This is a genomic window from Shinella sp. G-2, from assembly GCF_050172695.1.
Lineage (GTDB): Bacteria > Pseudomonadota > Alphaproteobacteria > Rhizobiales > Rhizobiaceae > Shinella.
Map to the genome: position 1 here is coordinate 18,605 of NZ_JBBEYH010000019.1, position 25,125 is coordinate 43,729.

The 25,125-nt window shown below is 65.8% G+C and carries 25 protein-coding genes; 18 read left to right on the forward strand and 7 right to left on the reverse strand.

Features of this window, described 5'->3' with window-relative positions:
- The first annotated feature begins 113 nt into the window (after positions 1–113).
- The 6 genes from V8U06_RS21685 to V8U06_RS21710 all read left to right on the forward strand — a co-directional run bounded on the left by V8U06_RS21685 (position 114) and on the right by V8U06_RS21710 (position 4,846).
- Positions 114–1,064, forward strand: a complete 951-nt coding sequence (locus tag V8U06_RS21685) for a substrate-binding domain-containing protein (RefSeq protein ID WP_427142470.1) — start codon at positions 114–116, stop codon at positions 1,062–1,064.
- A gap of 70 nt (positions 1,065–1,134) precedes the next feature.
- Complete coding sequence (locus V8U06_RS21690) at positions 1,135–2,154, forward strand: ABC transporter permease (RefSeq protein ID WP_427142471.1); 1,020 nt, start codon at positions 1,135–1,137, stop codon at positions 2,152–2,154.
- Entirely contained in the window at positions 2,154–2,885 is a 732-nt protein-coding gene (locus tag V8U06_RS21695; protein WP_226922208.1) for an ATP-binding cassette domain-containing protein, read from the forward strand. The genes V8U06_RS21690 and V8U06_RS21695 overlap by 1 nt, the downstream gene beginning before the upstream one ends.
- Positions 2,886–2,916: 31 nt before the next feature.
- Positions 2,917–3,759, forward strand: coding sequence for a 5-dehydro-4-deoxy-D-glucuronate isomerase (kduI, locus tag V8U06_RS21700; protein WP_427142472.1), 843 nt, complete (start codon positions 2,917–2,919; stop codon positions 3,757–3,759).
- Complete coding sequence (gene kduD / locus V8U06_RS21705; protein ID WP_427142473.1) at positions 3,756–4,511, forward strand: 2-dehydro-3-deoxy-D-gluconate 5-dehydrogenase KduD; 756 nt, start codon at positions 3,756–3,758, stop codon at positions 4,509–4,511. The genes kduI and kduD overlap by 4 nt, the downstream gene beginning before the upstream one ends.
- A gap of 8 nt (positions 4,512–4,519) precedes the next feature.
- A complete protein-coding gene (locus tag V8U06_RS21710; RefSeq protein ID WP_427142474.1) occupies positions 4,520–4,846 on the forward strand; it encodes a cupin domain-containing protein in 327 nt (108 codons plus the stop codon).
- 36 nt (positions 4,847–4,882) lie between these two features.
- Here V8U06_RS21710 and V8U06_RS21715 read toward each other — a convergent pair whose 3' ends face one another.
- From V8U06_RS21715 to V8U06_RS21735, 5 genes are all read right to left on the reverse strand, one after another.
- Positions 4,883–6,175, reverse strand: coding sequence for an amidohydrolase family protein (locus V8U06_RS21715; protein WP_427142475.1), 1,293 nt, complete (start codon positions 6,173–6,175; stop codon positions 4,883–4,885).
- Positions 6,172–7,113, reverse strand: coding sequence for an ABC transporter permease (locus V8U06_RS21720; RefSeq protein WP_427142476.1), 942 nt, complete (start codon positions 7,111–7,113; stop codon positions 6,172–6,174). The genes V8U06_RS21715 and V8U06_RS21720 overlap by 4 nt, the downstream gene beginning before the upstream one ends.
- Before the next feature lies 1 nt (position 7,114).
- Positions 7,115–8,164 (reverse strand): ABC transporter permease, encoded by a 1,050-nt coding sequence (locus V8U06_RS21725; RefSeq protein ID WP_427142477.1) that lies wholly within the window; start codon positions 8,162–8,164, stop codon positions 7,115–7,117.
- Positions 8,154–9,683: an ABC transporter ATP-binding protein gene (locus tag V8U06_RS21730; RefSeq protein ID WP_427142478.1), complete on the reverse strand. Its 1,530-nt coding sequence runs from the start codon at positions 9,681–9,683 to the stop codon at positions 8,154–8,156. The genes V8U06_RS21725 and V8U06_RS21730 overlap by 11 nt, the downstream gene beginning before the upstream one ends.
- A 92-nt stretch (positions 9,684–9,775) precedes the next feature.
- Positions 9,776–10,801 (reverse strand): BMP family protein, encoded by a 1,026-nt coding sequence (locus V8U06_RS21735; RefSeq protein ID WP_427142479.1) that lies wholly within the window; start codon positions 10,799–10,801, stop codon positions 9,776–9,778.
- A 263-nt stretch (positions 10,802–11,064) separates the two neighbouring features.
- Between V8U06_RS21735 and V8U06_RS21740 the strand changes: the two genes are divergently transcribed.
- The 6 genes from V8U06_RS21740 to V8U06_RS21765 all read left to right on the forward strand — a co-directional run bounded on the left by V8U06_RS21740 (position 11,065) and on the right by V8U06_RS21765 (position 16,136).
- On the forward strand, positions 11,065–12,108 hold the full coding sequence (locus tag V8U06_RS21740; RefSeq protein WP_226922197.1) for a transporter substrate-binding domain-containing protein: 1,044 nt from the start codon (positions 11,065–11,067) through the stop codon (positions 12,106–12,108).
- Between the two features lie 29 nt (positions 12,109–12,137).
- Positions 12,138–12,719, forward strand: a complete 582-nt coding sequence (locus tag V8U06_RS21745; protein ID WP_427142480.1) for a protein-tyrosine phosphatase family protein — start codon at positions 12,138–12,140, stop codon at positions 12,717–12,719.
- A gap of 44 nt (positions 12,720–12,763) precedes the next feature.
- Complete coding sequence (locus V8U06_RS21750; RefSeq protein WP_427142481.1) at positions 12,764–13,336, forward strand: GntR family transcriptional regulator; 573 nt, start codon at positions 12,764–12,766, stop codon at positions 13,334–13,336.
- Positions 13,333–13,842 (forward strand): protein-tyrosine phosphatase family protein, encoded by a 510-nt coding sequence (locus V8U06_RS21755; protein WP_427142482.1) that lies wholly within the window; start codon positions 13,333–13,335, stop codon positions 13,840–13,842. Before V8U06_RS21750 ends, V8U06_RS21755 begins: the two co-directional genes overlap by 4 nt.
- A gap of 72 nt (positions 13,843–13,914) precedes the next feature.
- Positions 13,915–15,045: an ABC transporter permease subunit gene (locus tag V8U06_RS21760; protein WP_427142483.1), complete on the forward strand. Its 1,131-nt coding sequence runs from the start codon at positions 13,915–13,917 to the stop codon at positions 15,043–15,045.
- Complete coding sequence (locus V8U06_RS21765) at positions 15,042–16,136, forward strand: amino acid ABC transporter permease (protein ID WP_427142484.1); 1,095 nt, start codon at positions 15,042–15,044, stop codon at positions 16,134–16,136. Before V8U06_RS21760 ends, V8U06_RS21765 begins: the two co-directional genes overlap by 4 nt.
- A 16-nt stretch (positions 16,137–16,152) precedes the next feature.
- On the opposite strand, the gene V8U06_RS21770 is transcribed toward V8U06_RS21765, so the two are convergent.
- Positions 16,153–17,112, reverse strand: a complete 960-nt coding sequence (locus V8U06_RS21770; RefSeq protein WP_427142485.1) for a LysR substrate-binding domain-containing protein — start codon at positions 17,110–17,112, stop codon at positions 16,153–16,155.
- Positions 17,113–17,257: 145 nt separating this feature from the next.
- Between V8U06_RS21770 and V8U06_RS21775 the strand changes: the two genes are divergently transcribed.
- From V8U06_RS21775 to glxR, 3 genes are all read left to right on the forward strand, one after another.
- On the forward strand, positions 17,258–18,532 hold the full coding sequence (locus V8U06_RS21775; RefSeq protein ID WP_427142486.1) for an ArgE/DapE family deacylase: 1,275 nt from the start codon (positions 17,258–17,260) through the stop codon (positions 18,530–18,532).
- A gap of 16 nt (positions 18,533–18,548) precedes the next feature.
- A complete protein-coding gene (locus tag V8U06_RS21780; RefSeq protein WP_427142487.1) occupies positions 18,549–19,826 on the forward strand; it encodes an MFS transporter in 1,278 nt (425 codons plus the stop codon).
- Between the two features lie 133 nt (positions 19,827–19,959).
- Positions 19,960–20,844: a 2-hydroxy-3-oxopropionate reductase gene (glxR, locus tag V8U06_RS21785; RefSeq protein WP_427142488.1), complete on the forward strand. Its 885-nt coding sequence runs from the start codon at positions 19,960–19,962 to the stop codon at positions 20,842–20,844.
- Between the two features lie 79 nt (positions 20,845–20,923).
- On the opposite strand, the gene V8U06_RS21790 is transcribed toward glxR, so the two are convergent.
- A complete protein-coding gene (locus V8U06_RS21790; RefSeq protein ID WP_427142489.1) occupies positions 20,924–21,409 on the reverse strand; it encodes a MerR family transcriptional regulator in 486 nt (161 codons plus the stop codon).
- A gap of 88 nt (positions 21,410–21,497) precedes the next feature.
- Between V8U06_RS21790 and V8U06_RS21795 the strand changes: the two genes are divergently transcribed.
- The 3 genes from V8U06_RS21795 to V8U06_RS21805 are packed head-to-tail and all read left to right on the forward strand — an operon-like array spanning position 21,498 to position 25,097.
- Positions 21,498–22,736, forward strand: coding sequence for an NADH:flavin oxidoreductase/NADH oxidase family protein (locus tag V8U06_RS21795; protein WP_427142490.1), 1,239 nt, complete (start codon positions 21,498–21,500; stop codon positions 22,734–22,736).
- 17 nt (positions 22,737–22,753) lie between these two features.
- Complete coding sequence (locus V8U06_RS21800; protein WP_427142491.1) at positions 22,754–23,659, forward strand: hypothetical protein; 906 nt, start codon at positions 22,754–22,756, stop codon at positions 23,657–23,659.
- A 7-nt stretch (positions 23,660–23,666) separates the two neighbouring features.
- Positions 23,667–25,097: a coniferyl aldehyde dehydrogenase gene (locus tag V8U06_RS21805; RefSeq protein WP_427142492.1), complete on the forward strand. Its 1,431-nt coding sequence runs from the start codon at positions 23,667–23,669 to the stop codon at positions 25,095–25,097.
- The last annotated feature ends 28 nt before the right edge of the window (positions 25,098–25,125 follow it).

The window sequence follows — 25,125 nt, forward strand, 5'->3', positions numbered from 1 at the left end:
CGCGGAAAGTCCCGGGAGGAAATTCTCGGCTGGCGTGATCTTTGGTCGGAGCCCGCCAGCCGAGATTTGGGTCTTTTGGACCCGCATTGCACATCCAAAGGGAGGATACGCAAATGACGTTGACCAGGTTCAGAACCGCGGCCCTGGCCGCGGGCCTTGCCACCATGCTGACATCGACGGCGCTGGCCGCCGACGTCAAGGCCACGATGATCATCTACCTCGATCCCAGTGTCCAGTTCTTTAATCCCGTCGTGAAGGGCGCACAAGACGCCGCCGCCCAGTTCGGCGTCGATCTCGACGTGCAATATGCCAACAACGATCCGGTGCGCCAGAACGACCTGATCGAAAGCGCCACGGCGAGTGGCGTCGACGGCATCGCCGTGGCGATCTCCTCGTCGGACGCCTTCGACGAGAGCATCTGCGCCGCAGTCAAGGCCGGCATCGTCGTCATCGGTTTCAACAACGACGACCTCGATGGCGCCAAGGGCAATTGCCGCCAGGCCTATGTCGGCATGAACGAGTTCGCCTCTGGCTACGAGCTCGGCAACCGCATGATCAAGGAATTCGGCCTGAAATCCGGCGACGTCGTCTTCAATCCCCGCGAGATTCCCGAAGCGAGCTTCGCGGTCGCCCGCGGCGGCGGCATCGAGAAGGCGATGACGGAAGCCGGCATCAAGGTGGAAACGGTGCGCGCCGGTCTCGATCCGGCCGAGGCGCAGAACATCATCGCGCAATTCCTCATCGCCAATCCGACCGTCAAGGCGCTGTTCGGCACCGGCTCCGTCACCTCCACGGTCGGCGCGGGCGCCATCAAGGATGCCGGCGTCGATATCCCCTTCGGCGGCTTCGATCTTGCAGTCGAGATCGTCAATGCGGTGGAAACGGGCGCAATGTTCGCGACGATGGACCAGCAGCCCTACCTGCAGGGCTATTATCCCATCGCCCAGATCGCGCTTTCCAAGAAGTACGGGTTGACGCCGACTGACATCGATACGGGGCAGGGCGCCTTCCTCGACAAGTCGCGCATCGGTTCGGTCAAGCCGCTGATCGGCAGCTTCCGCTAATCGTGTCCAGAGGAGACCTGCCGGCATTACCCGGCGGGTCTCCCGTTCCCCAACGATCGAGTGCCAGACCGTGACCCCTATTCCAGCCGACAGCGTCGCGCCCCGTTCGCGCACGCAAAGACAATCCGTCCTCAAGCAGATCATGGGCATGCCCGCGGGGGCGATCTTCCTCGTCTTCATGACGTTGCAGATCGTCTGCATCGCCGGTGCGCTCCTCTATCCCGATACCTTCCGCTATCTCTCGCCGCAGAACCTGACGATCCTGATGAAGGCCATTCCCGTGCTCGGGTGCCTGGCGCTCGGGGCCGGCGTGCTGATGATCGCCGGCGAGTTCGATCTTTCCATCGGTTCGGTCTACACCTTCACCGCCGTGCTGATGGCCAGCCTCGTCGGGGCCGGCGTCAGCGCCTTCCTCGCCGCTCCGCTCGGCATTCTCGCCGGCGTGATGATCGGGCTTCTCAATGGCCACATCACCCTGCGTTTCGGCCTGCCGTCCTTCATCGTCACGCTCGGCGGCCTGCTGTTCTGGCGCGGCGCGGTGCTGCTCTACAATGGCGCGGTACAGGTGCGGTTCGATCCGGATCCGGCCTTTACCAGCCTCGTTTCCGGTACGGTCCTCGGCATCAACGCCGCCTTCATCTGGATCGTGCTCCTCGTCACCGGCTTCCACTTCCTGCTGCACCGCCACCGCTTCGGCAATCACGTCTTCGCGACGGGCGGCAACCGCGGCGCGGCCGAGGCGATCGGCATCAATACGGGCCGCGTCAAGCTCGTCGCCTTCGCCATTGCCGGCGGCATGGCGGCGGTCGCCGGCATCCTCGCCACGGCCCGCGTCGGCAGCGTCCAGCCCGGTCAGGGCGCGGGCCTCGAGCTGCAGGCGATCGCCGCCTGCGTGATCGGTGGCCTGTCGCTGAGGGGCGGTCGTGGCTCGATCGTGGGCGTCTTCCTCGGCGTGCTGCTGATCCACACCATCACCGACGTGCTGCTGCTGCTGCGCGCGCCGGGCTTCTACCTCGACATGTTCATCGCCACGCTGATCGTGCTGGCCGCCATCTTCAACCATCTCATCGAGCGGCGAGGGCTTGCGTGATGTCTCATCTCCTCGAACTGCACAACATCTCCAAGAGCTTCGGTGCGCTCACGGCGCTGCGCAATCTCAGCTTCCATATCGGCGAGGGGGAAGTCGTGGGCCTTCTCGGCGACAACGGCGCCGGAAAATCGACCACCGTCAACCTGATCTCCGGCATCCACAAGCCGAGCGACGGCTATCTCAGCGTCGACGGCAGGAAGACGCTCTTCACCTGCCGTTCGGATTCGGCCGATGCCGGCATCGAGACGATCTACCAGCACACCGCGCTGGTCGACAGCCTGTCGATCACCCGCAACATCTTCATGGGGCGGGAGCTGACGGACCGTTTCGGCTTCCTGCGGCAGGCCGAGATGCGCGAGATCGCCATGGAGGTGCTGCAGAACGCCGTGCACATTTCCGGCATCGATTCCCCCGATACGCTCGTCGGCAATCTCTCCGGCGGCCAGAAGCAGGCCGTCGCCATTGCCCGCGCCGTCTATTTCAAGAAGCGTGTGCTTTTGCTCGACGAGCCGACGTCGGCGCTTTCCGTGCGCGAGACGGAGGCGCTTCTGAGCCAGGTCCTGAAGCTGAAGGCCGAGAATGTCTCCAGCGTGCTGGTGACGCACAACATCTACCACGCCTACCAGGTCTGCGACCGCTTCGTGATCATGAGCCACGGCACGAAGGTCTTCGACGTTGCCAAGGCCGACACGACGATCAACCAGTTGACCGACTATGTCGTGCTCACCTGATCCCCGTTCCTGAAAGCAAAGAGGCAGTGCCGTGACTATTTCCGTATCCGTACGCCAGGTGGTAGGCCCCGAAGATGCCGCAAGGCGCAACACGCAGGGCCTGCGCGACGGCTTCGTCATCGAGGAGCTGTTCCAGCCGGGCAAGGTCAACCTCACCTACAGCCATCTCGACCGCATGATCGTCGGCGGCATCGTGCCGGTGGCCGAAACGCTTGTGATCGACAGCGTGGCCGAAACCGGCACGGACCGGTTCCTCGAGCGCCGCGAGGCGGCGATCGTCAATATCGGCGGTGCCGGCACGGTTAGCGTCGGCGGCAGGAGCCACGCGCTCGGCTTCCAGGAGGCACTCTATGTCGGCATGGGCGAGGGTGCGCTCGGTTTTGTCAGCGACGACCCGGAAGCGCCGGCGCATTTCTACCTTCTCAGCGCGCCGGCGCATCGCGCCTGCCCGACCGTGCACATTACGCGCGAGAAGGCGAAGAAGGTCGTTGTCGGCTCGGCGGAGGAATCCAATGCCCGCACGATCAACCAGTATGTGCACCCGGATGTCTGCGAGAGCTGCCAGCTTCTCGTCGGTCTCACCATGTTCGAGCCGGGCTCCGTCTGGAACACCATGCCGGCGCATGTGCATGACCGGCGCATGGAGGTCTATCTCTATTTCGGCATGCAGGACGCGACACGTATCTTCCACTTCATGGGCGAGCCCGGCGAGACGCGCCATGTCGTGCTGAAGAACCACGAGGCGGTCCTGTCGCCCGGCTGGTCGATCCATTCCGGTGCCGGCACGGGCCGCTACGCCTTCATCTGGGCCATGGCGGGCGATAACATGAGCTTCACCGACATGGACAAGGTGCCGATGGAAGCGCTGCGATGAGCCTCTTCGATCTCTCCGGCCGCTGGGCTATCGTCACCGGCGCCAATACCGGGATCGGCCGCGCCATCGCGGTGGGGCTTGCGCAGGCCGGCGCCGATATCGTCGGTGTCGGGCGCTCCGGCATGGCGGAAACCGAGGCGGACGTGACGGCCGCCGGCCGTCGCTTCGTCGGCGTGGCGGCAGATCTTGCCACGCCGGGCATCGCGCCCTCAATCATCGCCGAGGCGCTGGCGGCCGGCGCGACGCCCGACATCCTCGTCAACAATGCCGGGATCATCCGGCGTGCGGATTCGCTCGATTTCACGGAAGAGGACTGGGACGCGGTGCTCGATACCAACCTGAAGTCCGCCTTCTTCCTCTGCCAGGCCTTTGCCCGGGCGGCGATTGCGGCGGAACGCCCGGCGAAGATCATCAACATCGCGTCGATGCTCTCCTTCCAGGGCGGCATCCGGGTTCCGTCCTATACGGCGGCCAAGAGCGGCCTTGCCGGCATCACCAAACTTCTGGCGAACGAGTGGGCGGCGCGCGGCATCAATGTCAACGCCATCGCACCCGGTTATGTCGAGACGAACAATACGTCGGCGCTGAGGGCCGATGCGGAGCGCAATGCCGATATCCTGAAGCGTATTCCGGCCGGCCGCTGGGCACGGCCGGAAGATATGGCCGGGGCCGCGGTGTTTCTCGCCAGCGCGGCTTCCGATTACGTTCATGGTGCCATCCTGCCGGTCGACGGCGGATGGCTCGCCCGATGAGAGAGCCAATGCAGCCCTACACCCTGCCTGAAAACATCACCTGGACAGAAGTCGCCCCCGGCAACCGCCGCGCGGTGCTGAGCCATCGCCCGGAACTGATGCTCGTCGCCTTCCGCTTCGAAGAAGGCGCCATCGGCGCCCTGCATTCCCACCCGCATACGCAGGTGAGCTACGTCGCCGAAGGCACGTTCGACGTCACCGTGGACGGTGTTACCACGCGGCTTGACGCCGGAAGCAGCTTCATCGTGGCGCCGAACCTCGTGCACGGCGTCGTCGCTCTCGCTCCAGGCCTCCTGATCGATACCTTCACACCGCGGCGCGACGATTTTCTGTGACGCGCCCCGTCGATTCCGCGAGGGAAGGACGCGCCGCTATCGGGCTTGCGGCGGCAGGACGTGGCGCCGGTTGATCGTTGCCGGGCGCCCATGGATGGAGAGAGAGGTGTCGCGTTTTTCGCGCTCGGCCACGACCTTGCCCCTGGCGATGACGCAGAGCCGCTCGGCGCGCAGGCGCACCGCCTCGATGGCATTGCCCGCATCGAGCACGACGAGGCTTGCCCTCTTGCCGACCGCGAGGCCGAGATGGTCGAGACCCATGATCTCGGCATTGACCTTGGTCACCATGTCGAAGCAGGTGCGCATGTCCGCCGGCGAGGACATCTGGGCGACATGCAGGCCCATGAAGGCGACGTCGAGCATGTCGGCCGTGCCGAGCGAGTACCAGGGGTCGAGCACGCAGTCCTGGCCCCAGCCGGTACGGATGCCGGCCTTGAGCATTTCCGGCACGCGCGTCAGGCCACGCCGCTTGGGATAGCTGTCATGCCGGCCCTGCAGCATGATGTTGATCAGCGGATTGGGAATGGCCGAGACGCCAGCCTCGGCGATCAGCGGCAGCAGCTTCGAGACGTAATAATTGTCCATCGAATGCATCGAGGTGAGATGCGAGCCGGCCACCCGGCCATGCAGGCCGAGCCGCTGGCTCTCATAGGCAAGCTGCTCGATATGGCGCGAATGGGGATCGTCGGTCTCGTCGCAGTGGAGGTCCACCATCAGGCCGCGTTCGGCCGCGATTTCGCAGAGCTCCGTGACGGAGCGCCGTCCGTCCGCCATGGTGCGCTCGAAATGCGGAATGCCGCCGACAACGTCGACGCCCATGTCGAGGGCGCGGATGGTGTTTTCACGCGCATTCGGCGAGCGGTAGAGGCCGTCCTGCGGGAAGGCGACGAGCTGGAGATCGATATAGGGGGCGATTTCCTTGCGCACTTCCAGCAGCGCTTCCACTGCGAGAAGCCGGTCGTCGCAGGTGTCGACATGGGTGCGGATGGCCAGGAGGCCCATCGAGACGGCCCAGTCGCAATAGGCGAGTGCCCGTTCCTTGACGGCCTCGTGCGTCAGCAGCGGCTTAAGTTCGCCCCAGAGCGCGATGCCTTCCAGCAGCGTGCCGGAGGCATTGATGCGCGGCAGGCCATAGGAGAGCGTTGCATCCATGTGGAAATGCGGATCGACGAAGGGCTGGCTGACGAGATTGCCCGTGGCATCGATGGTCCGGCCGGCCTCGGCCTCGAGGCGCGGTTCGATCGCGGCGATCGTCTCGCCCTTGATGCCGATGTCGGCGATGGTGCCGTCGGGCAGCGTACCGCCCTTCACGATCAGGTCGAAACTCATCTTTCGCCTTTCTGGTAGGGGATCATCAAAGCTTTGGGATAGGTGGCGCGACGCGCGACCAGGATCAGCGCCAGAATCGACAGCGCATAGGGCATCATCAGGAAGACCTGATAGGGCACGATGCCGCCGGAAATCTGCTGCAGGCGCACCTGATAGGCATCGAAGGCGGCAAAGAGGATGGCGCCGATCAGCGCCTTGCCCGGCCGCCAGGAGCCGAAGACGACGAGCGCGATGCAGATCCAGCCGCGGCCATTGATCATCTGGAAGAAGAACGAGTTGAAGGCCGAGGTGGTGAGGAAGGCGCCGCCTACCGCCATCAGCGCGCTGCCGGCAACGACGGCGCCGATGCGGATGCCGGTCACGGAAATGCCCTGCGCCTCGACGGAGGAGGGGTTCTCGCCGGCGGCGCGCACCGCGAGACCGACGGGCGTGCGATAGAGGATCCAGGCGACGGCCGCGACCGTGAGGAAGGCGAGATAGGTGAGCGGCGTCTGGGTGAACAGTGCTTCGCCGATGACGGGAATCTGCGACAGGCCGGGAATGGGCAGCGGCTGGAACGGCTCGATCTTCGGCGGCGAGGTCACTTCGGGCAGCAGGAGCCGGTAGGTGAAATAGGTAAGGCTCGTCGCCAGCAGCGTCACGCCGATGCCGACCACATGCTGCGACAGGCCCAGCGGCACGGTGAGCGTGGCATGCAGGAGACCGAACAGCGCGCCGACAAGCGCTGCGACCAGAAGGCCGGTCCACAGGTCGCCGCCGGCATAGACGGTGAACCAGCCGGCAAAGGCGCCCGCCGTCATGATGCCCTCGATGCCGAGGTTGAGCACGCCCGCGCGTTCGCAGATCAGTTCGCCCATGGTGGCGAAGATCAGCGGCGAGGCGATGCGGATGGCGGCGACCCAGAAGGAGGCGGAGAAGAGGATGTCGAGTGCGTCCATGTCACTTCCACCTTACCCTGAAGCGCGTCAGAAGGATCGCGACCACCATGGTCAGAAGCGAGGTGGCGACCATCACGTCGGCAATGTAGCTCGGCACCTTGGCGGCGCGGCTCATGGCGTCCGCACCGACGAAGATGCCGGCGACGAAGATGGCCGATGCGACGACGCCGAGCGGATTGAGCATGGCCAGCATGGCGACGACGATGCCGGTGTAGCCATAGCCGGGCGACAGGTCGAGCGTCAGGTTGCCTTTCAGTCCCGACACTTCGGAAAAGCCGGCAAGGGCGGCAAGGCCGCCGGAGAGAAGGGCCGTTTTCATCAGGACACGATTGACGGGGATGCCGACGAAGCGGGCGCCTTCGGCATTGTGGCCGACGGCGCGCATCTCGTAGCCGAGAATCGTCTTCTTGGTGACGACCCAGATGAACACGGCGGCCGCGATGGCGATGACGAAACCGTAATGCAGGCGCTTGCCCTGGATGAGGCGCGGCAGTTGGGCGTCGGCGATCACCTTCTGCGACTGCGGCCAGCCGAGGCCCATCGGATCCTTGAGCACGCCTTCGAGCAGCATGGAGACGAAGAGGAGCACGATGAAGTTGAGAAGCAGGGTCGTCACGACCTCGTCGACCCCGAAGCGCGTCTTCAGCACGGCCGGGCCGAGCAGCATGAGGGCGCCGGCCACCATGGCTGCGATCATCAGAACGGGAATGAGGATGACGGATGGCAGCGGCAGTGCGCCGGTGCCGAGCACCACGGTCATGACGCCGCCCATATAGAGCTGGGCTTCGGCGCCGATATTCCACAGCTTGGCGCGGAAGGCGACGGCGATGGCAAGGCCGGTGAAGATCAGCGGCGTCGCGCGGGTCAGCGTTTCGAAAAGGGCGAATTGCGAGCCGGCCGCTCCCTTGGCGACCAGATAGAAGACCGACAGTGGCGAGGCGCCGGCGGCGAGGACGAGGATCGATGTCAGCGCCAGCGTCGTCACGACGGCCGCCAGCGGAAACAGGACGAGGACCGCCAGAGACGGTGCGGGCTTCGGCTCAAGCCGCATGATCGCTGTGCTCCCCGCTATGGCCTGCCATCAGTTCCCCCAGTTCCCTTATGCTGCGTTCGCCGCGCGCGGACGGCGTGGAGAGGCGGCCCTGCGACATGACGACGATCCGGTCGGACAGCGCCAGGACCTCCTCGAGGTCTTCCGAAATCAGCAGTACCGCCGCGCCCCGGTCGCGTGCGGCCAGCAGCATGCGATGGACATAGGCGACCGCGCCGACATCGAGGCCGCGGGTCGGCTGGCTGGCGAGAACGACCGCCGGATCGGGATCGAGCGCGCGGCCGAGAATGAGCTTCTGCATGTTGCCGCCCGAAAGCAGGCGGATGCGCGCTTCCGGCGCGGGACATTTGACGTCGTAGTCGGCGATGATCGCTTCGGCGAACTGCCGGGCGGCTTTCCAGTTCAGGAAGCCCATGTGGCTGAAGCGCGGGCTGGCGTAGCGCTCGGCAATGACATTCTCCGTGACGCTCATGTCGCCGATGGTGCCGACCGCGTGGCGGTCTTCCGGGATGCGCGCGATGCCGTTGGCAAGCGCCGCCCGCGGCGACCAGTCGGAAACGTCGCGCCCCGCGATCGAGATGCGCCCGCCTGTCGGACGGCGAGTGCCGGCGAGCAGCGCCGCAAGGGCGGCCTGGCCGTTGCCGGAGACGCCGGCAAGACCGGTGATCTCGCCGGCCGTCAGCGTGAGGGAGACCGCGTCGAGACCGGCTCCGTTGTACGGCGCGGTGGAGACCCGGTCGAGCGCGAGCAGCGGCGCGCCGAGCGTGAGCGGGCTCACCTCCGCCGGCTTGACCTCCTGCCCGACCATCAGGGCGGCCAGTTCCTTGCGGTCGGTCGTCTTCGTTTCGCGCTCGCCGGCAAGCCGGCCGGCGCGCAGCACGAGCACGCGATCGCTGACCGCCATCACCTCATGCAGCTTGTGGGAGATGAAGATGATCGACAGGCCGTTGGCGACGAGCAGCTTGAGCGTCCGGAACAGGGCGTCGGTTTCGACAGGCGTCAGGACGGCCGTCGGCTCGTCGAGGATCAGGACATGGGCATCGCGGTAAAGCGCTTTCAGGATTTCGACGCGCTGGCGTTCGCCGACGGACAGGGTCGAGACGGTCGCCGCGGGATCGACGGCGAGGCCGAAGTCGGCCGCAAGCTGCGCAATGCGCCGGCGCGCCGTCGCCCTGTCGAGCCGCGGGCGCCAGAGGCTTTGCGTGCCGAGCGCGATATTCTCCTGCACCGTCATGTTGTCGGCAAGCGTGAAGTGCTGATGCACCATGCCGATGCCGGCATCGAGCGCTGCGCGCGGATCGCCCGGCGGGAGCAGCTTGCCGAAGGCCTCGACGGTCCCCTCGTCGGCGACATAGTGGCCGAACAGAATGTTCATCAGCGTCGTCTTGCCGGCGCCGTTTTCGCCGAGCAGGGCGATGACCTCGCCGCGCTTCAATTCGAAGGTGATGCCGTCATTGGCCCGGAGCGGGCCGAAACGCTTGCTGATGCCGGAAAGGCGAAGGACAGGATTGCTGGACACGGCGATGCGGACCGGGAGGAACGGTGAGGGCGAATGTCGGCGATGCCGCGGAGAGAGAGGCGAACGTCCGCTCTCCCCGCAGCGAAAGGCGCTTAGCTCGACTTCGGTTCGGTGTCGTCGACGGCGACGGTGAACGAACCGTCCTTGATGGCCTTTTCCTTCTCGGCGATCTTGGCCTTGATCTCGTCGGGCACCTTGCCCTCGAAGGTGCCGAGCGGGGCGAGCGAACAGCCGCCGTTCTTCATGAAGGAATAGACGCCGTAGTCGTCGGCCTTGAAGGAACCCGCCTTCACTTCGGCGATGGCCTTGTCGAGCGTCGGCTCGAAGTGCCACAGCGCCGAGGCGGCGACGGTATCGGGATAGTCCGCCTGGGTGTCGATGACGTTGCCGATGGCAAGCACCTTCTTCTCCTTGGCGGCATCGGAGACGCCGAAGCGCTCGGCATAGAGCAGGTCCGCGCCACCGTCGATCTGGGCGAAGGCGGTTTCCTTGGCCTTGGGCGGATCGAACCACGAACCGATGAAGGCGACCTGGAACTTGGTGTCCGGGGCAACTTCCTTCACGCCGGCCATGAAGGCGTTCATCAGGCGGTTGACCTCGGGGATCGGATAGCCGCCGACCATGCCGATGTTCTTCGACTTGGTCAGTGCGCCGGCGACGAGGCCGGAGAGATAGGAGGCATCCTGGATGTAGTTGTCGAAAACGGAGAAGTTCGGCAGGGCGGCATCCGGCTTGAAGCTCGACCCCATCAGGAACGCGACGTCGGGATAATCCCGGGCGACGGCGCGGGCCGCGTCCTCGACGCCGAAGACTTCGCCCAGAATGAGCTTGTGCCCGGCCTCGCAATATTCGCGCATGACGCGCTCATAGTCGTTGTTGGCGGTATTTTCCGAATAGACATACTCGATGTCGCCGCGCTCCTTGGCCGCATTCGCGGCCTTGTGGATACGGCTGACCCATTGCTGTTCGACCGGAACCGTATAGATCGCCGCCACCTTGATCGGCTCGGCCGCAAGGAGCCGGCCGGGCAGGCCCGTCGCGGCAACCAGGGCGGAGGCGCCGGCGGCCTTGATCAGGGTTCGTCTGGAAATGCCGAAACTGCAGGAATTGCTGTGCATTTACTTCCCCTCTGGTTGATTGCGCGTTTTTGAAAGGCGTCTTTTTTACCGTTTGGTCAATGTATGTGAATTTCAGGATGGCAGCAATCGGCTGCAACGGAAGTTCACAGGGCTTGCATCTCATGCCGGTCGATCCGTCCAACCTTCGCGCTTGCGGGAGCAGAGTGGTTTTTGCCGCCGTCGCGTTGACAGCGATAAAAACCACTCATATGGTACACCTGTATACAGGTATAGGTGTCTTTACCTGTTCAGGGAGGAATTTCATGCTTCGGTCCTATTTCGCGGCAGCGCTTGCCTGCGCCGCCGCCCTCACAGTCACGTCCCATGCTCAGGCTGGCCCGGTCTTCGACGAGGTGATCTCGGGCGGCAAGCTCGTCTGCCTGGTCAGCCCCAGCGCGCCGGGTTTCTCGGTGCCCGACAGCGCCGGCGTCTTCCAGGGCTTCAATGCCGATTTCTGCCGTATGGCGGCGGCCGCCATCCTCGGCGATGCCAACAAGGCGGATATCCGCGGCATCGGCTTTTCCGACTCGCTGAAGAGCCTCGTTTCCCGCCAGGCGCACATGGCGTCCCGTTCTGTCACCGAAACCGGCACGCGCTCGGCCGATCCGGGTCTCGCCTTCGTTGCGACGACCTTCTATGACGGACAGGGCTTCATGGTGCCGAAGGCGCTGGGCGTGAAATCCGCCAAGGAACTGAAGGGCGCGACGATCTGCGCCGAGGATGGCTCGACAACGCTGCTCAATATCGCCGACTGGTTCGCTGCCGAAGGCCTCGACTACAAGGTCGAGAACATCGCCGACAAGACGGCACGCCTGCAGGCCTTCTTCGCCGGCAAATGCGACGCCTATGCCTCCGACATGACGGCGCTCGCCGCCGACCGTCGCCTCGCCAAGACTCCCGACGACTACGAACTGCTGCCGGATGTCATCTCGGCCGAGCCGCTGACACTGGTGACGCAGCCGGACGAAACGCTGGAAAAGGCGGTTCGCTGGGCCTTCCAGGTGATGCTGAATGCCGACGAACTCGGCATCAACTCGACCAATGTCGATGCCGCCGTCGCCGATCTCGACAAGCAGCCCAAGGCCGTGCAGCGCCTCTTCGCCAAGGATGGCGCGACCGCGGACATGGCCGCGAAGATGAAACTGCCCGCCGACTGGGCCTATCAGGTGGTCAAGCAGGTCGGCTCCTACGGCGAGGTGTTCGACCGTCATCTTGGCCCTGCGACGCCCTTCAACCTGAAGCGCGAAGGCAGCCAGAACGCGCCCGCCAGCAAAGGTGGCCTGATGTACGCCTATCCGATACGGTGAGGCGAACGGCAAGGAGGAGGAGCAGCGGCGTGGCGGATATCGAGGAGACCATATCCATCCGCGCCACCGTCGATTGTCCCGGCGGAGGGCGTCTTGTGACCCTCGGCGCGCCCGGCGTGACGATCGATCATCGCGGCGAAGCCTGGATCGATCCCGATGGGATCGATGAGACGCTTCAGGCGCTTGTCGCTGGCGGGGCCGCTCTCTTCCTCTTCCTGGCGCGCGACGGCGATTGCCCGCCCGGTTTCCGGCCCATGCTGCGGCAACGGGTCAGACAGGCCGGGATCGTCTTCGCCGCCCTGCCGATCGACGATTTCTCCGCGCCCGGCGCGGCGTGGATGCGGGCGTGGCGGCGGCTGGAGGGGCGGATTTCCGCACTGCTTGCCGGCGGCCGGGCCATCGCTCTTTGCTGCAGCTACGGCGCGGGGCGGAGCGGCATGGTCGCCGCCCATATTCTCAACGGACAGGGCCTTCCGGTGGAAGAGGCCCTGTCGGCGGTGCGCCAAGCCTTTCCGGAATCGGTCGAAAGCCCGCTTCAGGAAGCCTGGCTGCATCTTCAGGACAAAGGCTGCGCACAGGCGCGCCGAAGCAATGGAAAGGGAAAAGCGTGAGCTTGCCGCAAACATCGAGATCCGGTCCGCCCCGTTCGGAGGATATGCTGCAGGAACTGCGTTTCCGCATCTGCACGACCCATCCCGATACGCCGATGATGCTGCATGAGGGCAAGCTGGCGCAGGAGTTCGGCGTCAGCCGCACGCCGATCCGCCAGGTCCTGCAACGGCTCTCCTTCGAGCACCTGCTCGAAACGCGATCCGGTGTCGGCACGGTGGTGAGCACGCTCGATCCCGCCCAGCGCGACCTGCATTTCTCGATGCTGTCGGACATGCTGCGGCTTTGCACGCGCTGCTGCGCGCCGGCCTTCGCGATGCCGTCCCGCATCCAGCTTGCCACGATTGCCGAACTCACCGCCAATCCCGGCGAAACGCCCGTCGAGAGCTATTTCACCATCCGCGCGCTGTTCCTCGATCTGGTCTCCGGTCTCGTCCAGGATCCCATCGCCGCCGAAGCCCATGCCGCTCTGCACTGGCGGGTGATCCGTTGGCGCATGCAGGCTGCGCATGCGGATGTCCATGCCGCCTTTTCAGCGTTGCGCCCAACCGTCGCGGCGGTTGCGTCCGCGCAGACGCCGGCCGCCCTTTTCACCGCGCTTGCGCTGGAAGCCGCATGACCGAAACACCCTTCCTGCGTCCCCTCCGGCTGCCATCCGGCATTGCCGGCACGCTCTGGCTCGGCCCGATGCCGGGCCGCCTGCGCCCGTTCGATGAGGATATGGAGGCTTTGCGGAGCCAGCAGATCATGCGCATCGTCAGCCTCACGTCGCTTGCCGAAATCGAAGGGAAGTCGCCGCTCTATGCGGCCGCGCTCGCCGATGGGATCGAGATCGCCGTCTCCCGCTTCCCGATCATGGACTTCGGTGTCCCGGAGGACGAGGCAGGTCTCTTCGCCCTTGCCGGGGAGACCGCACAGGCGCTTTCAGCCGGTGACAGGGTCTTCGTGCACTGCGCGGCCGGCATCGGCCGCACGGGCACCTTCGCGATCTGCATCCTGCGTGCGCTCGGTCTCGATGCGGCGGAGGCCACCGCGCGCGTCGCCGACGCCGGCTCCGGGCCGGAAACCGAGGCACAGAAGGCGCTCGTCGCCCGCTTTGCCGCGCCTGTCGAAACCAACCCCTGAGGGCGCCCCATGGACCGGAAGCTGCAAGTTCCACAACCCGTGCAGGACGGTCCGCCCAAGGCAGGGCCGTCCGTGTCCCTCGCCGATATCGGTGTCGGCCTTGCGATCCTCGCGGCCATGGCATTCGTCGCCTTCAACGTCCATTCGAACATGACGGCGGCCGGCATCCAGCCGGGCTTCGCCTTCCTCGGCCAGCAGGCCGGCTTCGACCTCAGCGAGACGCTCATTCCCTATGGCGCGAACGACAGCTATCTGCGCGCGATCCTCGCCGGCCTGGCCAACACCATCGTCGTCGCCGCGGCGAGCCTCGTTCTCGCCGCACTCGCCGGTCTGCTGCTCGGCCTTCTCAGCGTCAGCGCTTCGCCGGTCGCGCGGCTCTTCGCGCTCGCCTATGTCGAACTCTTCCGCAACTTGCCGAAAATCCTCGTGCTGCTGGTCATTTTCGTCGCCGCGGTAAATGGTCTGCCCGCCATCCGGCAGGCACTGCAACTCGGCCCCTTCACGATCTCCAACCGGGCCATCTATCTGCCCTGGCTGTCGGAGGACCCGCGCAACACACTCTGGCTCGCCGCCTGCCTGGTCTTCGTTCCCGCCGCCATCTGGCTGTGGGCGCGCCGCGCCGCACGCCGGCAGGCCCTTTCCGGCCGGCGCGTGCCGCTGCTGCCGGTCGCCCTCGGACTTTGTGTTGCCGTGCCGGTGGCGCTCGCCCTCTTCATCGGCGCGCCGCTCGGGCTTTCCTGGCCGGTGCTGGAAGGATTTTCCGTCGAGGGCGGCATCGCTCTTTCCATCCAGTTCTGCACGGTCGCGGTCGCGCTCGGCCTCTATCATGGCGCGCAGATCGCCGAGGTGCTGCGCGGCGGCATCGAGGCCGTGCCGAAGGGGCAGGTCGAGGCCGCCGCGGCGCTGGGCCTCAAGGGCGGTCAGACGACCCGGCTCGTCGTCGTGCCGCAGGTGCTGCGCACCGTCGTGCCACCGCTCAACAACCAGTTCGCCAATCTCCTGAAGAACACCTCCATCTCCATCGCCGTCGGCTATTCCGACCTCATGTCGGTCGCTGGCACCGCGATCAACCAGACCTTCCGGCCGCTCGAAACCATGCTGATCACCATGTCGATCTATCTGCTGCTCTGCCTTGTGCTCACCGGCGCGCTGAACCACTGGAGCGCACGCATTCGCGCCCGGGAAGGAAGAGGTGCGCGATGAGCGAAATGGCGCAACCCATCGTATCCGGCGGCCTTGCCGCTTGGCTGCGGAAACACCTCTCCCGGCCGGGTGCGAGCCTCCTGTCGCTGGTCAGCGGCGGCCTCGTTCTTGCCATCCTCTGGGTCATCGTGGATTGGCTCGTCCTGTCGGCCGTATCGCCCTTTGCCGACCCCGCCGCCTGCGCCGAGGCCGCAGGCGCCTGCTGGCCTTTCTGGGTGGAGAAATCGCGCTTCATCCTTTTCGGCACCTATCCGTTCGAGGCGCAGTGGCGGCCGATGTCGGTCTCGCTCCTGCTGCTCGGCCTTTCCGTCGCGACCGGCCAGATGGCCGTCAGCGGGCGCTGGCCGGATATGCGCCTTTTCGCCGGACTGTGGGCGGCGGGCATGGTTGCGTCCTTCGTCCTGATGGGCGGCGGCGTTCTCGACCTTGCGCCGGTCGACGCCACGCGATGGAACGGTCTGCCGATCCTTCTCATCCTCTCCACCATCGCGCTTGCCCTCGCCCTGCCGGTCGGGGTGCTGCTGGCGCTCGCCCGCTACCAGACGCGCCACCGGCTGCTGCACAGGGCCGCGGGCGCCTATGTCGAGATCATGCGCGGCGTGCCGATGGTGACGCTGCTCTTCGTCGGCGTCTTCGTGCTGCCGCTGACCTTGCCGAAAGGCATGGCCATCGATCCCATCGTCGCGGTCCTCGTCGCACTTGTCTTCTTCCATGCGGCCTATTTTGCCGAGGACGTGCGCAGCGGCCTGATGGCGCTGCCCGCCGGCCAGCATGAGGCCGCCGCTTCGCTCGGCCTCGGCTTCTGGCAGACCGCCCGCCTCATTCTCCTGCCGCAGGCGATCGAGCGGGCGATGCCCGCTCTCGTCAACAGCACCATCGGCGCCTACAAGGACACGTCCCTCGTCGTGATCCTCGGACTGCATGACTTGAGCGCCACCGCCCGCATGGCCTTCAGCGATGTTGCCTGGGGCAATCAGGCGCTGGAAGCCTATGTCTTCGTCGGCGTCTGGTTCCTGCTGTCCTGCTCCTACCTTTCCTGGATCGGCCGTCGGCTTGCCGCGCGGGCGGCAAAGGGGCGACGCCGGGCCTGAGCGGCATTGCAAGCCCCTACAGCAGAAGGTCGTGCTGCCGTTCCGGCGTGGTCACGGAAAAACCCGCAGGGCCGATCTCCCGCATATACGCCTTGAAAACCCCGATGAAGTCCCGCAGGAACGCGGGCTTCTCAGCACCATAGAGGTCAGCGACCACGAGCTTTGCCGGCGGCAGGTCGTCGGCGATGGGCTTGCGCACGATGGTGCCGCGGTCGGTGTCGAGCCGCGTCATGGGCTTCAGGTTGAGGATAGACATGCCGAAGCCCTCGCCGACGGCCGCAAGCGCCGCGCCATAGGTCCGGGCGCGGAAACTGATGCGCGGCATTTCCGCCAGGATGCGGAAGATCGCCAGAAGCTGCGGCGCGATTTCGGGCTGGTCGAGCAGCACGAAGGGGCGGCGGGCGATATCCTCGATGCGCACCGCCGGCGCGCTGGCCAGCGCATCGTCCGCATGCATGGCGACATGGGGCGGGATGAGACAGATGGGCGTCGGCGAAAAGGGGGCGATGGTCTCGCCGTCGTAGAGCACGGCAAATTCGATCTCCCCGCTGGCAAGCCAGTCCCTCAGGTCGTTCTGGTCGCCCTCCCTGAGGATGATTTCCGGAGCCTCTTCGCCGACGGTGAAACGCCGTAGCAGGTTCGGCAGCAGCAGGGTTCCGAAGGGTTCAAAACAGCCGACACGAAGGGGTTTGGGGAAGCGGGCGGAAATGTCGCCGGTGGCGCGCGAAAATTCGTTCTCCGCCGCCAGCAGCCGTGTCGCGGCCGCGACGAAGCGGGCGCCGGCCGGCGTGATGCGGATGCCCTTGGCGGGAAAGCGGTTGAAGATGCGCGTTCCCGCCTCCGCCTCCGCGGCATCGATGGCTGCCAGGATGGAGGATGTCGAGATCATCAGGGCCTTGGAGGCGGCGAGCACATTCTGCAGCCGGGCGACTTCGCAGACATAGCGCAACTGCCGAAGGGTCAGGGTCGAGCGCATCAATGTTCCATAAAATGAAAAATGTAGCGCATAATTATATATTTTTCAGATCATTGCGAGTGGCCTATGTCTCTGGCTGGGCCGAACCTGCCGAAAACGGGCTCGGGAGGATATTGGGCGATGACGCCCGTGGAGGAGGAAACATATGCTCACCGCAGCACAACTGGACCACGCCATCGCGGCGAACTGGGACCGCCAGGTCGAATGGCTGAAGACCCTGACCGGATTTCCCAGCCAGCGCGGTCTTGAAGGCCCCTGCCAGGACTGGATCGCCGGTTCCTTCCGCGAGCGCGGCTGGAGCGTCGACCGCTACGTGCTTTCGGACGTGGCGATGGCGCATCTGCCGGGTTATTCGCCGGTTGCCGATACCGATTACGACAAGGCCGTGCAGGTCGTTGCCTCGATCCGCGCGCCCCAGCCGGTCGGCCGCAGCCTGATCCTTCAGGGCCATGTCGATGTCGTGCCGGTCGGGCCGTCCGACATGTGGTCGCAGCAGCCCTATGGCGGCGAGATCGTCGATGGCAAGCTGTTCGGGCGCGGCGCCTGCGACATGAAATCCGGCGTTTCGGCCATGGTCTTTGCGCTCGATGCGCTGCGCACGGCCGGATATTTGCCCGGCAGCGATGTCTATGTGCAGACCGTGACGGAGGAGGAATCCACCGGCAACGGCGCGCTTTCGACGCTGGCGCGCGGCTATCGCGCCGACGCCTGCTTCATTCCCGAGCCGACGGGCCTGCATATCGGTCGCGGCCAGATCGGCGTCATGTGGTTCCGCCTGTCGGTGAAGGGCATGCCGGCCCATGTCGCCGAAAGCGAGCAGGGCACCAATGCGATCCTCTCCACCTATCGGCTGATCGAGGCCTTGCAGCAGTTCACGCGCGACCTCAACGAACGCGTCAAGTCGCATCCGTGGTATTCGGGCCTCGCCTCGCCGATCAAGTTCAACCCCGGAAAGATCCGCGGCGGCGACTGGGCCAGCTCCACGCCGGCCTGGTGCGAGCTCGATTGCCGCATCGCCGTCCTGCCCGGCACGCCGCTGGACGCCTTCCGGCAGGAAATCCTCGATGTTGTGATGACGGCCGCCGCCGCCGATCCCTTCCTTGCGCCGAACCCGCCGGAAGTGATCTGGAACGGCTTCCAGGCCGACGACTACGTGCTGGAACCGGGCAGCGCCTTCGAGGCGGCCGTGCGCGCGGCGCACCAGGCGGCGACCGGCGAGGAGGCGAAGGACTGGCTGTTCACCGGCGTGACCGACAGCCGTTTCTACGGCCGCTACTACGATATTCCCAGCCTCTGCTACGGCCCGTCCGGCCAGCGCATGCACGGTTTCGATGAATATGTCGAACTCGACAGCGTGAAGCAGACCACCCGCGTCATCGCCGATTTCATCCAGCGCTGGTGCGGCCTGCGGGCCATCTGAGAGGGGGAGGGGAAACATGGCAGACAGGAAATCGCAGTCGACCCGCGCCGCTCTCGGCTCCTTCGTCGGCACCACCATCGAATGGTATGACTTCTACATCTATGGCTTTGCGGCCGCGCTGGTCTTCGGGCCGCTTTTCTTCACGGGGTCCTCGCCCTATATCGCGACGCTCTCGGCCTTCGGCACCTTCGCGGTCGGCTTCTTCGCCCGGCCGCTCGGCGGTCTGATCTTCGGTCATCTCGGCGACCGCATGGGACGCAAGAACATTCTCGTGGTCACGCTGATCATGATGGGCTGCGCCACGGCGCTGATCGGCCTCCTGCCGACCCATGCGCAGATCGGCATCTGGGCGCCAATCCTCCTCGTCGTCCTGCGCGTCTTCCAGGGCATTGCCGTCGGCGGCGAATGGGGTGGCGCGGTGCTGCTGGCCGCAGAACACGCACCGAAGGGGCGCCAGACCTTCTTTGCCTCCTTCGCACAGCTCGGCAGCCCGGCCGGCCTCATCCTGGCGCTGCTGGCATTTCGTATCGCCGGCCTCGTCGATCAGGAGGTGTTCCTCGACTGGGGATGGCGTGTGCCGTTCCTCGTCAGCATCGCGCTGCTCGGCGTCGGCCTTGTCATTCGCCTCAACATCGAGGAAACGCCGGAATTCGAGAAGGTCAGGAAGAGCGCCCAGCAGTCGGCCATGCCGGCGGTGGAGGTCTTCCGTGACTGGCGCGGCGCGATCTTCCTCGCCATGGGCGCCAACACCTTCGGCATCGCAGCGGTCTATTTCTACAACACCTTCCTCGTCGCCTATGCGACGCAATATGCCGGGATCGCCCGTCCGACCATTCTCGACGCCCTGTTCTGGACGGCTGTCGCGCAGTTTCTCTGCCAGCCTATCGGCGCGCGCATCGCCGAGAAGATGGGCAATGAGCGGCTGTTCCTGCAGATCTGCCTCGCGATCGCGATGCTGACGCCCTATCCGGTGTTCATGGTCGTGGAAACCGGCAACTATGCGCTGATCCAGATCGGCCTCATCGTCAACATCGTCTTCGGCGCCTTCTCCTACGCCGTCATCGCCGGCTACATCTCGCAGGTCTTCCCGGCGCGGGTGCGCTACAGCGCGATCTCCATCGCCTACCAGTTCTGCGGCGCCCTTGCCGGCGGCCTGACGCCGGTGCTCGGTACGGTCCTTGCGGAAACGTTCAAGGGACAATGGTGGCCGCTCGCCGTCTTCGCCAGCATCCTCGCCGCCATCTCGCTGGTTTGCGTTTCACTGCTTGGGCGTCACCGCGACAGGGCATCGTAGGCCGGGGCGCAGCGCCGACCGGAAACGGAAGACGGAAAAGCGTGGCCGGGATGACCGGCCACGCTTTTGTTTGTTGTTCGCTGGCTGAACGATGTCCTATCCTGCAACCTGCGAAGGAAAGAGGAGTGAAAGCATGAAGATCGGATTCATCGGCCTCGGCATCATGGGCACGCCCATGGCGGGACATCTCCTGAAGGGTGGACATACGCTCTTCCTCAACACGCGGCGCGACGTACCGGCCGAACTTGTCGCCGCCGGCGGCACCGCCTGCGCCAGCCCCGCGGCGGTGGCGGAAGCGGCCGATATCATCCTCCTGATGGTGCCGGATACGCCCGATGTCGAAAAGGTGCTGTTCGGCCCCGACGGCATCGCCTCGGGCCTTTCGGCCGGCAAGGTCGTCGTCGACATGAGCTCGATCTCGCCCGTGGAGACCAAGCAGTTCGCCGAAAGGATCGACGCTCTCGGTGCGCATTATCTCGACGCGCCCGTCTCCGGCGGCGAGGTGGGCGCCAAGGCGGCCAGCCTCTCCATCATGGTGGGCGGGGACGAGGCGATCTTCGAGCGGGTGCGGCCGATCTTCGAACTGATGGGCAAGAACATCACGCTCGTCGGGCCGAACGGCGCCGGCCAGACCGCCAAGGTCGCCAACCAGATCATCGTGGCGCTGACCATCGAGGCGGTCGCCGAAGGCCTCGTCTTCGCCTCCAAGTCGGGCGCCGATCCCGCCAAGGTGCGCCAGGCGCTCATGGGCGGGCTTGCCACGTCGCGCATTCTGGAGGTCCATGGCGAGCGCATGATCAAGCGCACCTTCGACCCGGGCTTCCGCATCGCGCTGCACCAGAAGGACCTGAACCTTGCGTTGGCGAGCGCCAAGGCCGTCGGCGTCGCACTGCCCAGCACGGCCACGGCCCAGCAGCTGTTCAACACCTGCGTGGCCAATGGCGGGGCCGATTGGGACCATTCCGGCATCGTGCGCGCGCTCGAGCTGATGGCGGCCCACCCCGTCACGCCGGATTGAGATTGCCGGACAGCAAAGCCTCTGGCGTTCGGGTGCCGTCGCCGGAGGCTCTGACGGATCGTTCGCCTGCCTGCCTTGCCTAACCGGCCCTCGGTTGCCGCCGGGGCTTTGCCTTGCCCATGGACGTCGCGTCATCAGTGGCCTTGATCTGGCTCTCCGCCTCTGCGCCCACCATGCGGGAGAGGACCCGCCGCGCGTTGGCGGCGCAGTCGATGTCGTCGGGCTTGGCCTCGATATCCGCGATGAGCGATACGAGCTGCGCCTTGTTCTCGGCAAGCCTTGCCTCCAGCGCCTCGATATCCGCCACCTTGCGGTGAAGCGCCTCCAGCAGTGCATCGTGGTGCCAGCGCTCCAGGTCGGAGGGCAGGAGCTTGCGGATTTCCTCCAGGCTGAAACCGGCATTCTGGGCGGTCGCGATCAGGGTAAGCACCAGCGCGGCCTGTGGTGGGTAGGTGCGATAACCGTTGGGCCGGCGATCCACCGCCGTCAGCAGGCCGGCCCGCTCGTAGAAGCGGATGCGCGAGCTGCTGAGGCCGGTGCGTTTGGCCAGTTCCCCGATATTCATGGGTGACAATTCTCCAGCAGAAATGGGATTGACCTTAAACTTAACTCAAAGGTTATGCTGTGTCCAAATCAAACTTTGGAGACTGCTCATGTCGCTCTTTTCCCCGCTCGTTCTGCCCAACGGAGCCCTTGTTCCCAACCGCATCGCCAAGGCCGCCATGGAAGAGAACATGGCCGATGGCGACCATGCGCCATCCCACGAACTGCTGCGCCTCTACCAGGCCTGGGCGGAGGGGGAGGCGGGCCTGATCATCACCGGCAACGTGATGGTCGATGCCCGCGCCATGACCGGCCCCGGAGGTGTGGTGCTGGAGGATGACCGGCACCTCGACCGCTTCGAGGCCTGGGCCAGGGCGGGGCGTTCGCGCGGCGCGCAGATGTGGATGCAGATCAATCACCCCGGCCGGCAGATGCCGGCCGCGCTCGGGCAGCCGACGCTGGCGCCTTCGGCGGTGGCGATGGATATCGGCGCGCTGTCGAAACAGTTCCCGGTGCCGCGCGAGATGACGGCGGACGATATAGCCGACATCGAGCGTCGCTTCGTGGCGACGGCCCTGCTCGCCGAGCGGGCCGGGTTTACCGGCGTCGAGGTGCATGCGGCGCATGGTTATCTCCTCAGCCAGTTCCTCTCGCCGCTGGCAAACCGCCGGCAGGACCGCTGGGGCGGCAGCCTCGAGAACCGTGCGCGCCTGTTGATCGATATCGTGCGCGCCGTCAGGGCCGCGGTCGGTCCCGGTTTTGCCGTAGCGGTTAAGCTCAACTCCGCCGATTTCCAGCGTGGCGGCTTCTCGCCGGAGGATGCGCGGGCGGTGGTGACGATGCTCGGCGCCCTCGGCGTCGATCTCGTCGAGCTCTCCGGCGGCAGCTACGAGGCGCCGGCGATGATGGGCTCAGTGCGGGACGAGCGGACCCTGGCCCGTGAGGCCTACTTCCTCGATTTCGCCCGCGAGATCGCGAGGGTCGCGACCATGCCGCTGATGGTGACGGGCGGCATTCGCCGGCGGGAGGTTGCCGAGACCGTCATCGCCAGCGGGGTCGCGATGGCCGGGATCGCAACGGCCCTGGCAATCGAGCCCGACCTTCCCCGCAACTGGCGCAGCGGCCGCGCGGATGTGCCGGTCCTGCGGCCCATCGCCTGGAAGAACAAGCAGCTCGCCTCGACCGCGCATATGGCGGCCGTCAAGTATCAGCTGGTCCGTCTTGCCCGCCGCCGTCGCACGGCGCCCCGCGTCTCGCCGGCCTGGGCGCTGGCCCTCTCGCAGGCGGCCACCCGCTGCCGTGCCCGGCGCTATCGCCGCTGGATGGAGCGCCGCACGGCGGCGGCGTGAGTGTGGGGGAGGGGATCATGGACGAACAGATTGCCGACGTGGAATTCGGCGGGCAGACGGTCGGGGTTTCCGCCGGCGGTTACTACGACCGGTTCCGGATGAACCCGGATCTCGACGTGGTGGCGCGCGATCCGGCGGCGGGTAATATCGATTTCTTCCGCCGCATTCCCAAGCAGATGGTGCCGTCGCGGGTCGGCCCCGTCTGGGCGCCGAACTTCTATTATCGCAGCAGCAATGTTCAGCTTCTCTTCCTTGCGCCGCTCTCGCGCCTGCGGCCGATGCTGCCCATGCCGCTGGAGCCGCTGCGGGCCGTGCCCGGATACGGGCTCGTGGCGCTCACCCTCTATGCCTACACGGTTTGCGACAACGATCCCTACAACGAAGCCTCCGTTGCCGTGATCCTGCGCCAGCCGGGCGCACGCGGGTCGCAGGGGCTGGAACTGTTGCGTTCCATGCGGCGGCGGCATTTCCATGCGCATGTGCTGGCCCTGCCCGTTACGACTGAAATCGCCCGGGTGCGTGGGGTTCATGGCTACCAGCTGCCCAAATGGCGTGCGGACATCGATCTCGAAATCGGTGAAACGGTGAAAGCCGGGGTCTCCTCCCTTGAGGGCGTGCCGGACCTTGTCCTCAAGGCACCGCTTCCGGCCTTGCGCGACGTCGCGCCGCAATCCCATATGGCGAGCAATATCGCAGTCAACCTGATCGACGGGCAATGGCATCAGACGCTGGTTCAATGGAATATGCTCTCGTTTGCACAAACGCTGTTCCCGAAGGGCGTGCAACTGACGCGCCATGGCGGGCCGTTGAGCCAGTTGCTCGACGGGCTCGGTACGCGCACGCTCCTGCGGATGGATGTGGTCCGGAATGCACAGCTGGTTCTCAATATGCCGCGGCCCCTAGACGCACTCGACCGGGCATGAGGAAAGGATGACACCGACGATGGAAACCGACATTCAGGCCTTGCTGGAGAACCAGCGGCGGGCCTTCCTGGCGGATGGGTCGCCGGATATTCGCCTGCGCAAGGCGCAGCTTGCGCGCCTGCGCGCTTCAGTCCTTGCCCGCCGCCGCGCGTTTCAGGAGGCGGTCAGTGCGGATTTCGGCCACCGCTCACGCCACGAGACCGACCTGATGGAGCTGCTCGGCGTGGTCCAGACGATCGACTACCTTCGCCGGAACCTCTCGCGTTTCATGCGGCCAGAGCGCCGGCATGTCGGCCTCTTCTACCGTTCGGGCCGCGCTTTCGTCGAATACCAGCCGAAGGGCGTGGTCGGCGTGATGGCGCCATGGAACTATCCCGTCTCGCTCTCGCTCATTCCCCTTGCGACCGCGCTCGCCGCCGGCAACCGGGTGATGCTGAAGCCCTCCGAACTGACACCGCGCACCAGCGCGCTGATCAGGGATATGCTGGCGGAGATCTTCGCCCCGGGAGAGGTTTCCGTCGTGCTCGGCGGCCCGGAGGTCGGCGCGGTGTTCAGCGGACTCTCCTTCGATCATTTGCTGTTCACCGGCAGCACCGGTGTCGGTCGCAAGGTGATGAAGGCGGCGAGCGACAATCTGGTGCCGCTGACGCTGGAACTCGGCGGCAAGAGCCCCGTCGTCGTCGCGCGCGGCCAGGTGAATGACCGCACACTCGGATCCATCGTCTTCGGCAAGCTCTCCAATGCCGGCCAGACCTGCGTCGCGCCGGATTATGCCTTCGTGCATGAGGACGATCTGGAGGCCTTCGTCACGGGTTATGGCGCGGCGGTCGCCCGTACCTATCCGCAGGGCCCGGCGGGGCAGGACTACACCGCCATCGTCAGCGACAGGCATTTTGAGCGACTGACGGGACTGCTGGACGACGCGCGGCGGCGCGGTGCGCGGGTCGTCGACGTCGGGGCGCATCCCGAGGCGGCGGCGAACCGGCCACGTACGCTGGCGCCGACGCTCGTTCTCGGCGCCGGCGACGAAGCGGCCCTTATGCAGGAGGAGATTTTCGGCCCTATCCTGCCTGTGCGCACCTATCGCGCGATCGATGAGGTGATCGACTACGTGAACGGCCGGCCGCGGCCGCTCGCCCTTTATTATTTCGGCGACAGGGACGCCGATTGCACCCGTCTTCTCGCGCGCACCACGTCCGGCAATGTCGGTATCAACAACACGATGATCCATGTCGCGCAGGACGATCTGCCCTTTGGCGGCATCGGCCCGAGCGGCATGGGCGCCTATCACGGTATCGAGGGGTTCCGGGCGATGAGCCACGCCAAGGGCGTCTTCGTGCAGGGGCGCTGGAACCTGCCGGGCCTCCTGCGTGCGCCATTCGGCAGGCTGGCGGACCTTGCGGCCGCCTTCACGCTGCGGTCGTCCGGCAAGCGCTGACGGTCGACGTAAAAACACCGCCCGAGCT

Coding starts and splice junctions, on each gene's coding strand:
- V8U06_RS21685 (WP_427142470.1), top strand. CDS start 114: ATGACGTTGACCAGGTTCAGAACCGCGGCCCTGGCCGCGGGCCTTGCC.
- V8U06_RS21695 (WP_226922208.1), top strand. CDS start 2,154: ATGTCTCATCTCCTCGAACTGCACAACATCTCCAAGAGCTTCGGTGCG.
- kduD (WP_427142473.1), top strand. CDS start 3,756: ATGAGCCTCTTCGATCTCTCCGGCCGCTGGGCTATCGTCACCGGCGCC.
- V8U06_RS21710 (WP_427142474.1), top strand. CDS start 4,520: ATGCAGCCCTACACCCTGCCTGAAAACATCACCTGGACAGAAGTCGCC.
- V8U06_RS21715 (WP_427142475.1), bottom strand. CDS start 6,175: ATGAGTTTCGACCTGATCGTGAAGGGCGGTACGCTGCCCGACGGCACC.
- V8U06_RS21720 (WP_427142476.1), bottom strand. CDS start 7,113: ATGGACGCACTCGACATCCTCTTCTCCGCCTCCTTCTGGGTCGCCGCC.
- V8U06_RS21725 (WP_427142477.1), bottom strand. CDS start 8,164: ATGCGGCTTGAGCCGAAGCCCGCACCGTCTCTGGCGGTCCTCGTCCTG.
- V8U06_RS21735 (WP_427142479.1), bottom strand. CDS start 10,801: ATGCACAGCAATTCCTGCAGTTTCGGCATTTCCAGACGAACCCTGATC.
- V8U06_RS21740 (WP_226922197.1), top strand. CDS start 11,065: ATGCTTCGGTCCTATTTCGCGGCAGCGCTTGCCTGCGCCGCCGCCCTC.
- V8U06_RS21750 (WP_427142481.1), top strand. CDS start 12,764: ATGCTGCAGGAACTGCGTTTCCGCATCTGCACGACCCATCCCGATACG.
- V8U06_RS21755 (WP_427142482.1), top strand. CDS start 13,333: ATGACCGAAACACCCTTCCTGCGTCCCCTCCGGCTGCCATCCGGCATT.
- V8U06_RS21765 (WP_427142484.1), top strand. CDS start 15,042: ATGAGCGAAATGGCGCAACCCATCGTATCCGGCGGCCTTGCCGCTTGG.
- V8U06_RS21770 (WP_427142485.1), bottom strand. CDS start 17,112: ATGCGCTCGACCCTGACCCTTCGGCAGTTGCGCTATGTCTGCGAAGTC.
- V8U06_RS21775 (WP_427142486.1), top strand. CDS start 17,258: ATGCTCACCGCAGCACAACTGGACCACGCCATCGCGGCGAACTGGGAC.
- V8U06_RS21780 (WP_427142487.1), top strand. CDS start 18,549: ATGGCAGACAGGAAATCGCAGTCGACCCGCGCCGCTCTCGGCTCCTTC.
- glxR (WP_427142488.1), top strand. CDS start 19,960: ATGAAGATCGGATTCATCGGCCTCGGCATCATGGGCACGCCCATGGCG.
- V8U06_RS21790 (WP_427142489.1), bottom strand. CDS start 21,409: ATGAATATCGGGGAACTGGCCAAACGCACCGGCCTCAGCAGCTCGCGC.
- V8U06_RS21795 (WP_427142490.1), top strand. CDS start 21,498: ATGTCGCTCTTTTCCCCGCTCGTTCTGCCCAACGGAGCCCTTGTTCCC.
- V8U06_RS21800 (WP_427142491.1), top strand. CDS start 22,754: ATGGACGAACAGATTGCCGACGTGGAATTCGGCGGGCAGACGGTCGGG.
- V8U06_RS21805 (WP_427142492.1), top strand. CDS start 23,667: ATGACACCGACGATGGAAACCGACATTCAGGCCTTGCTGGAGAACCAG.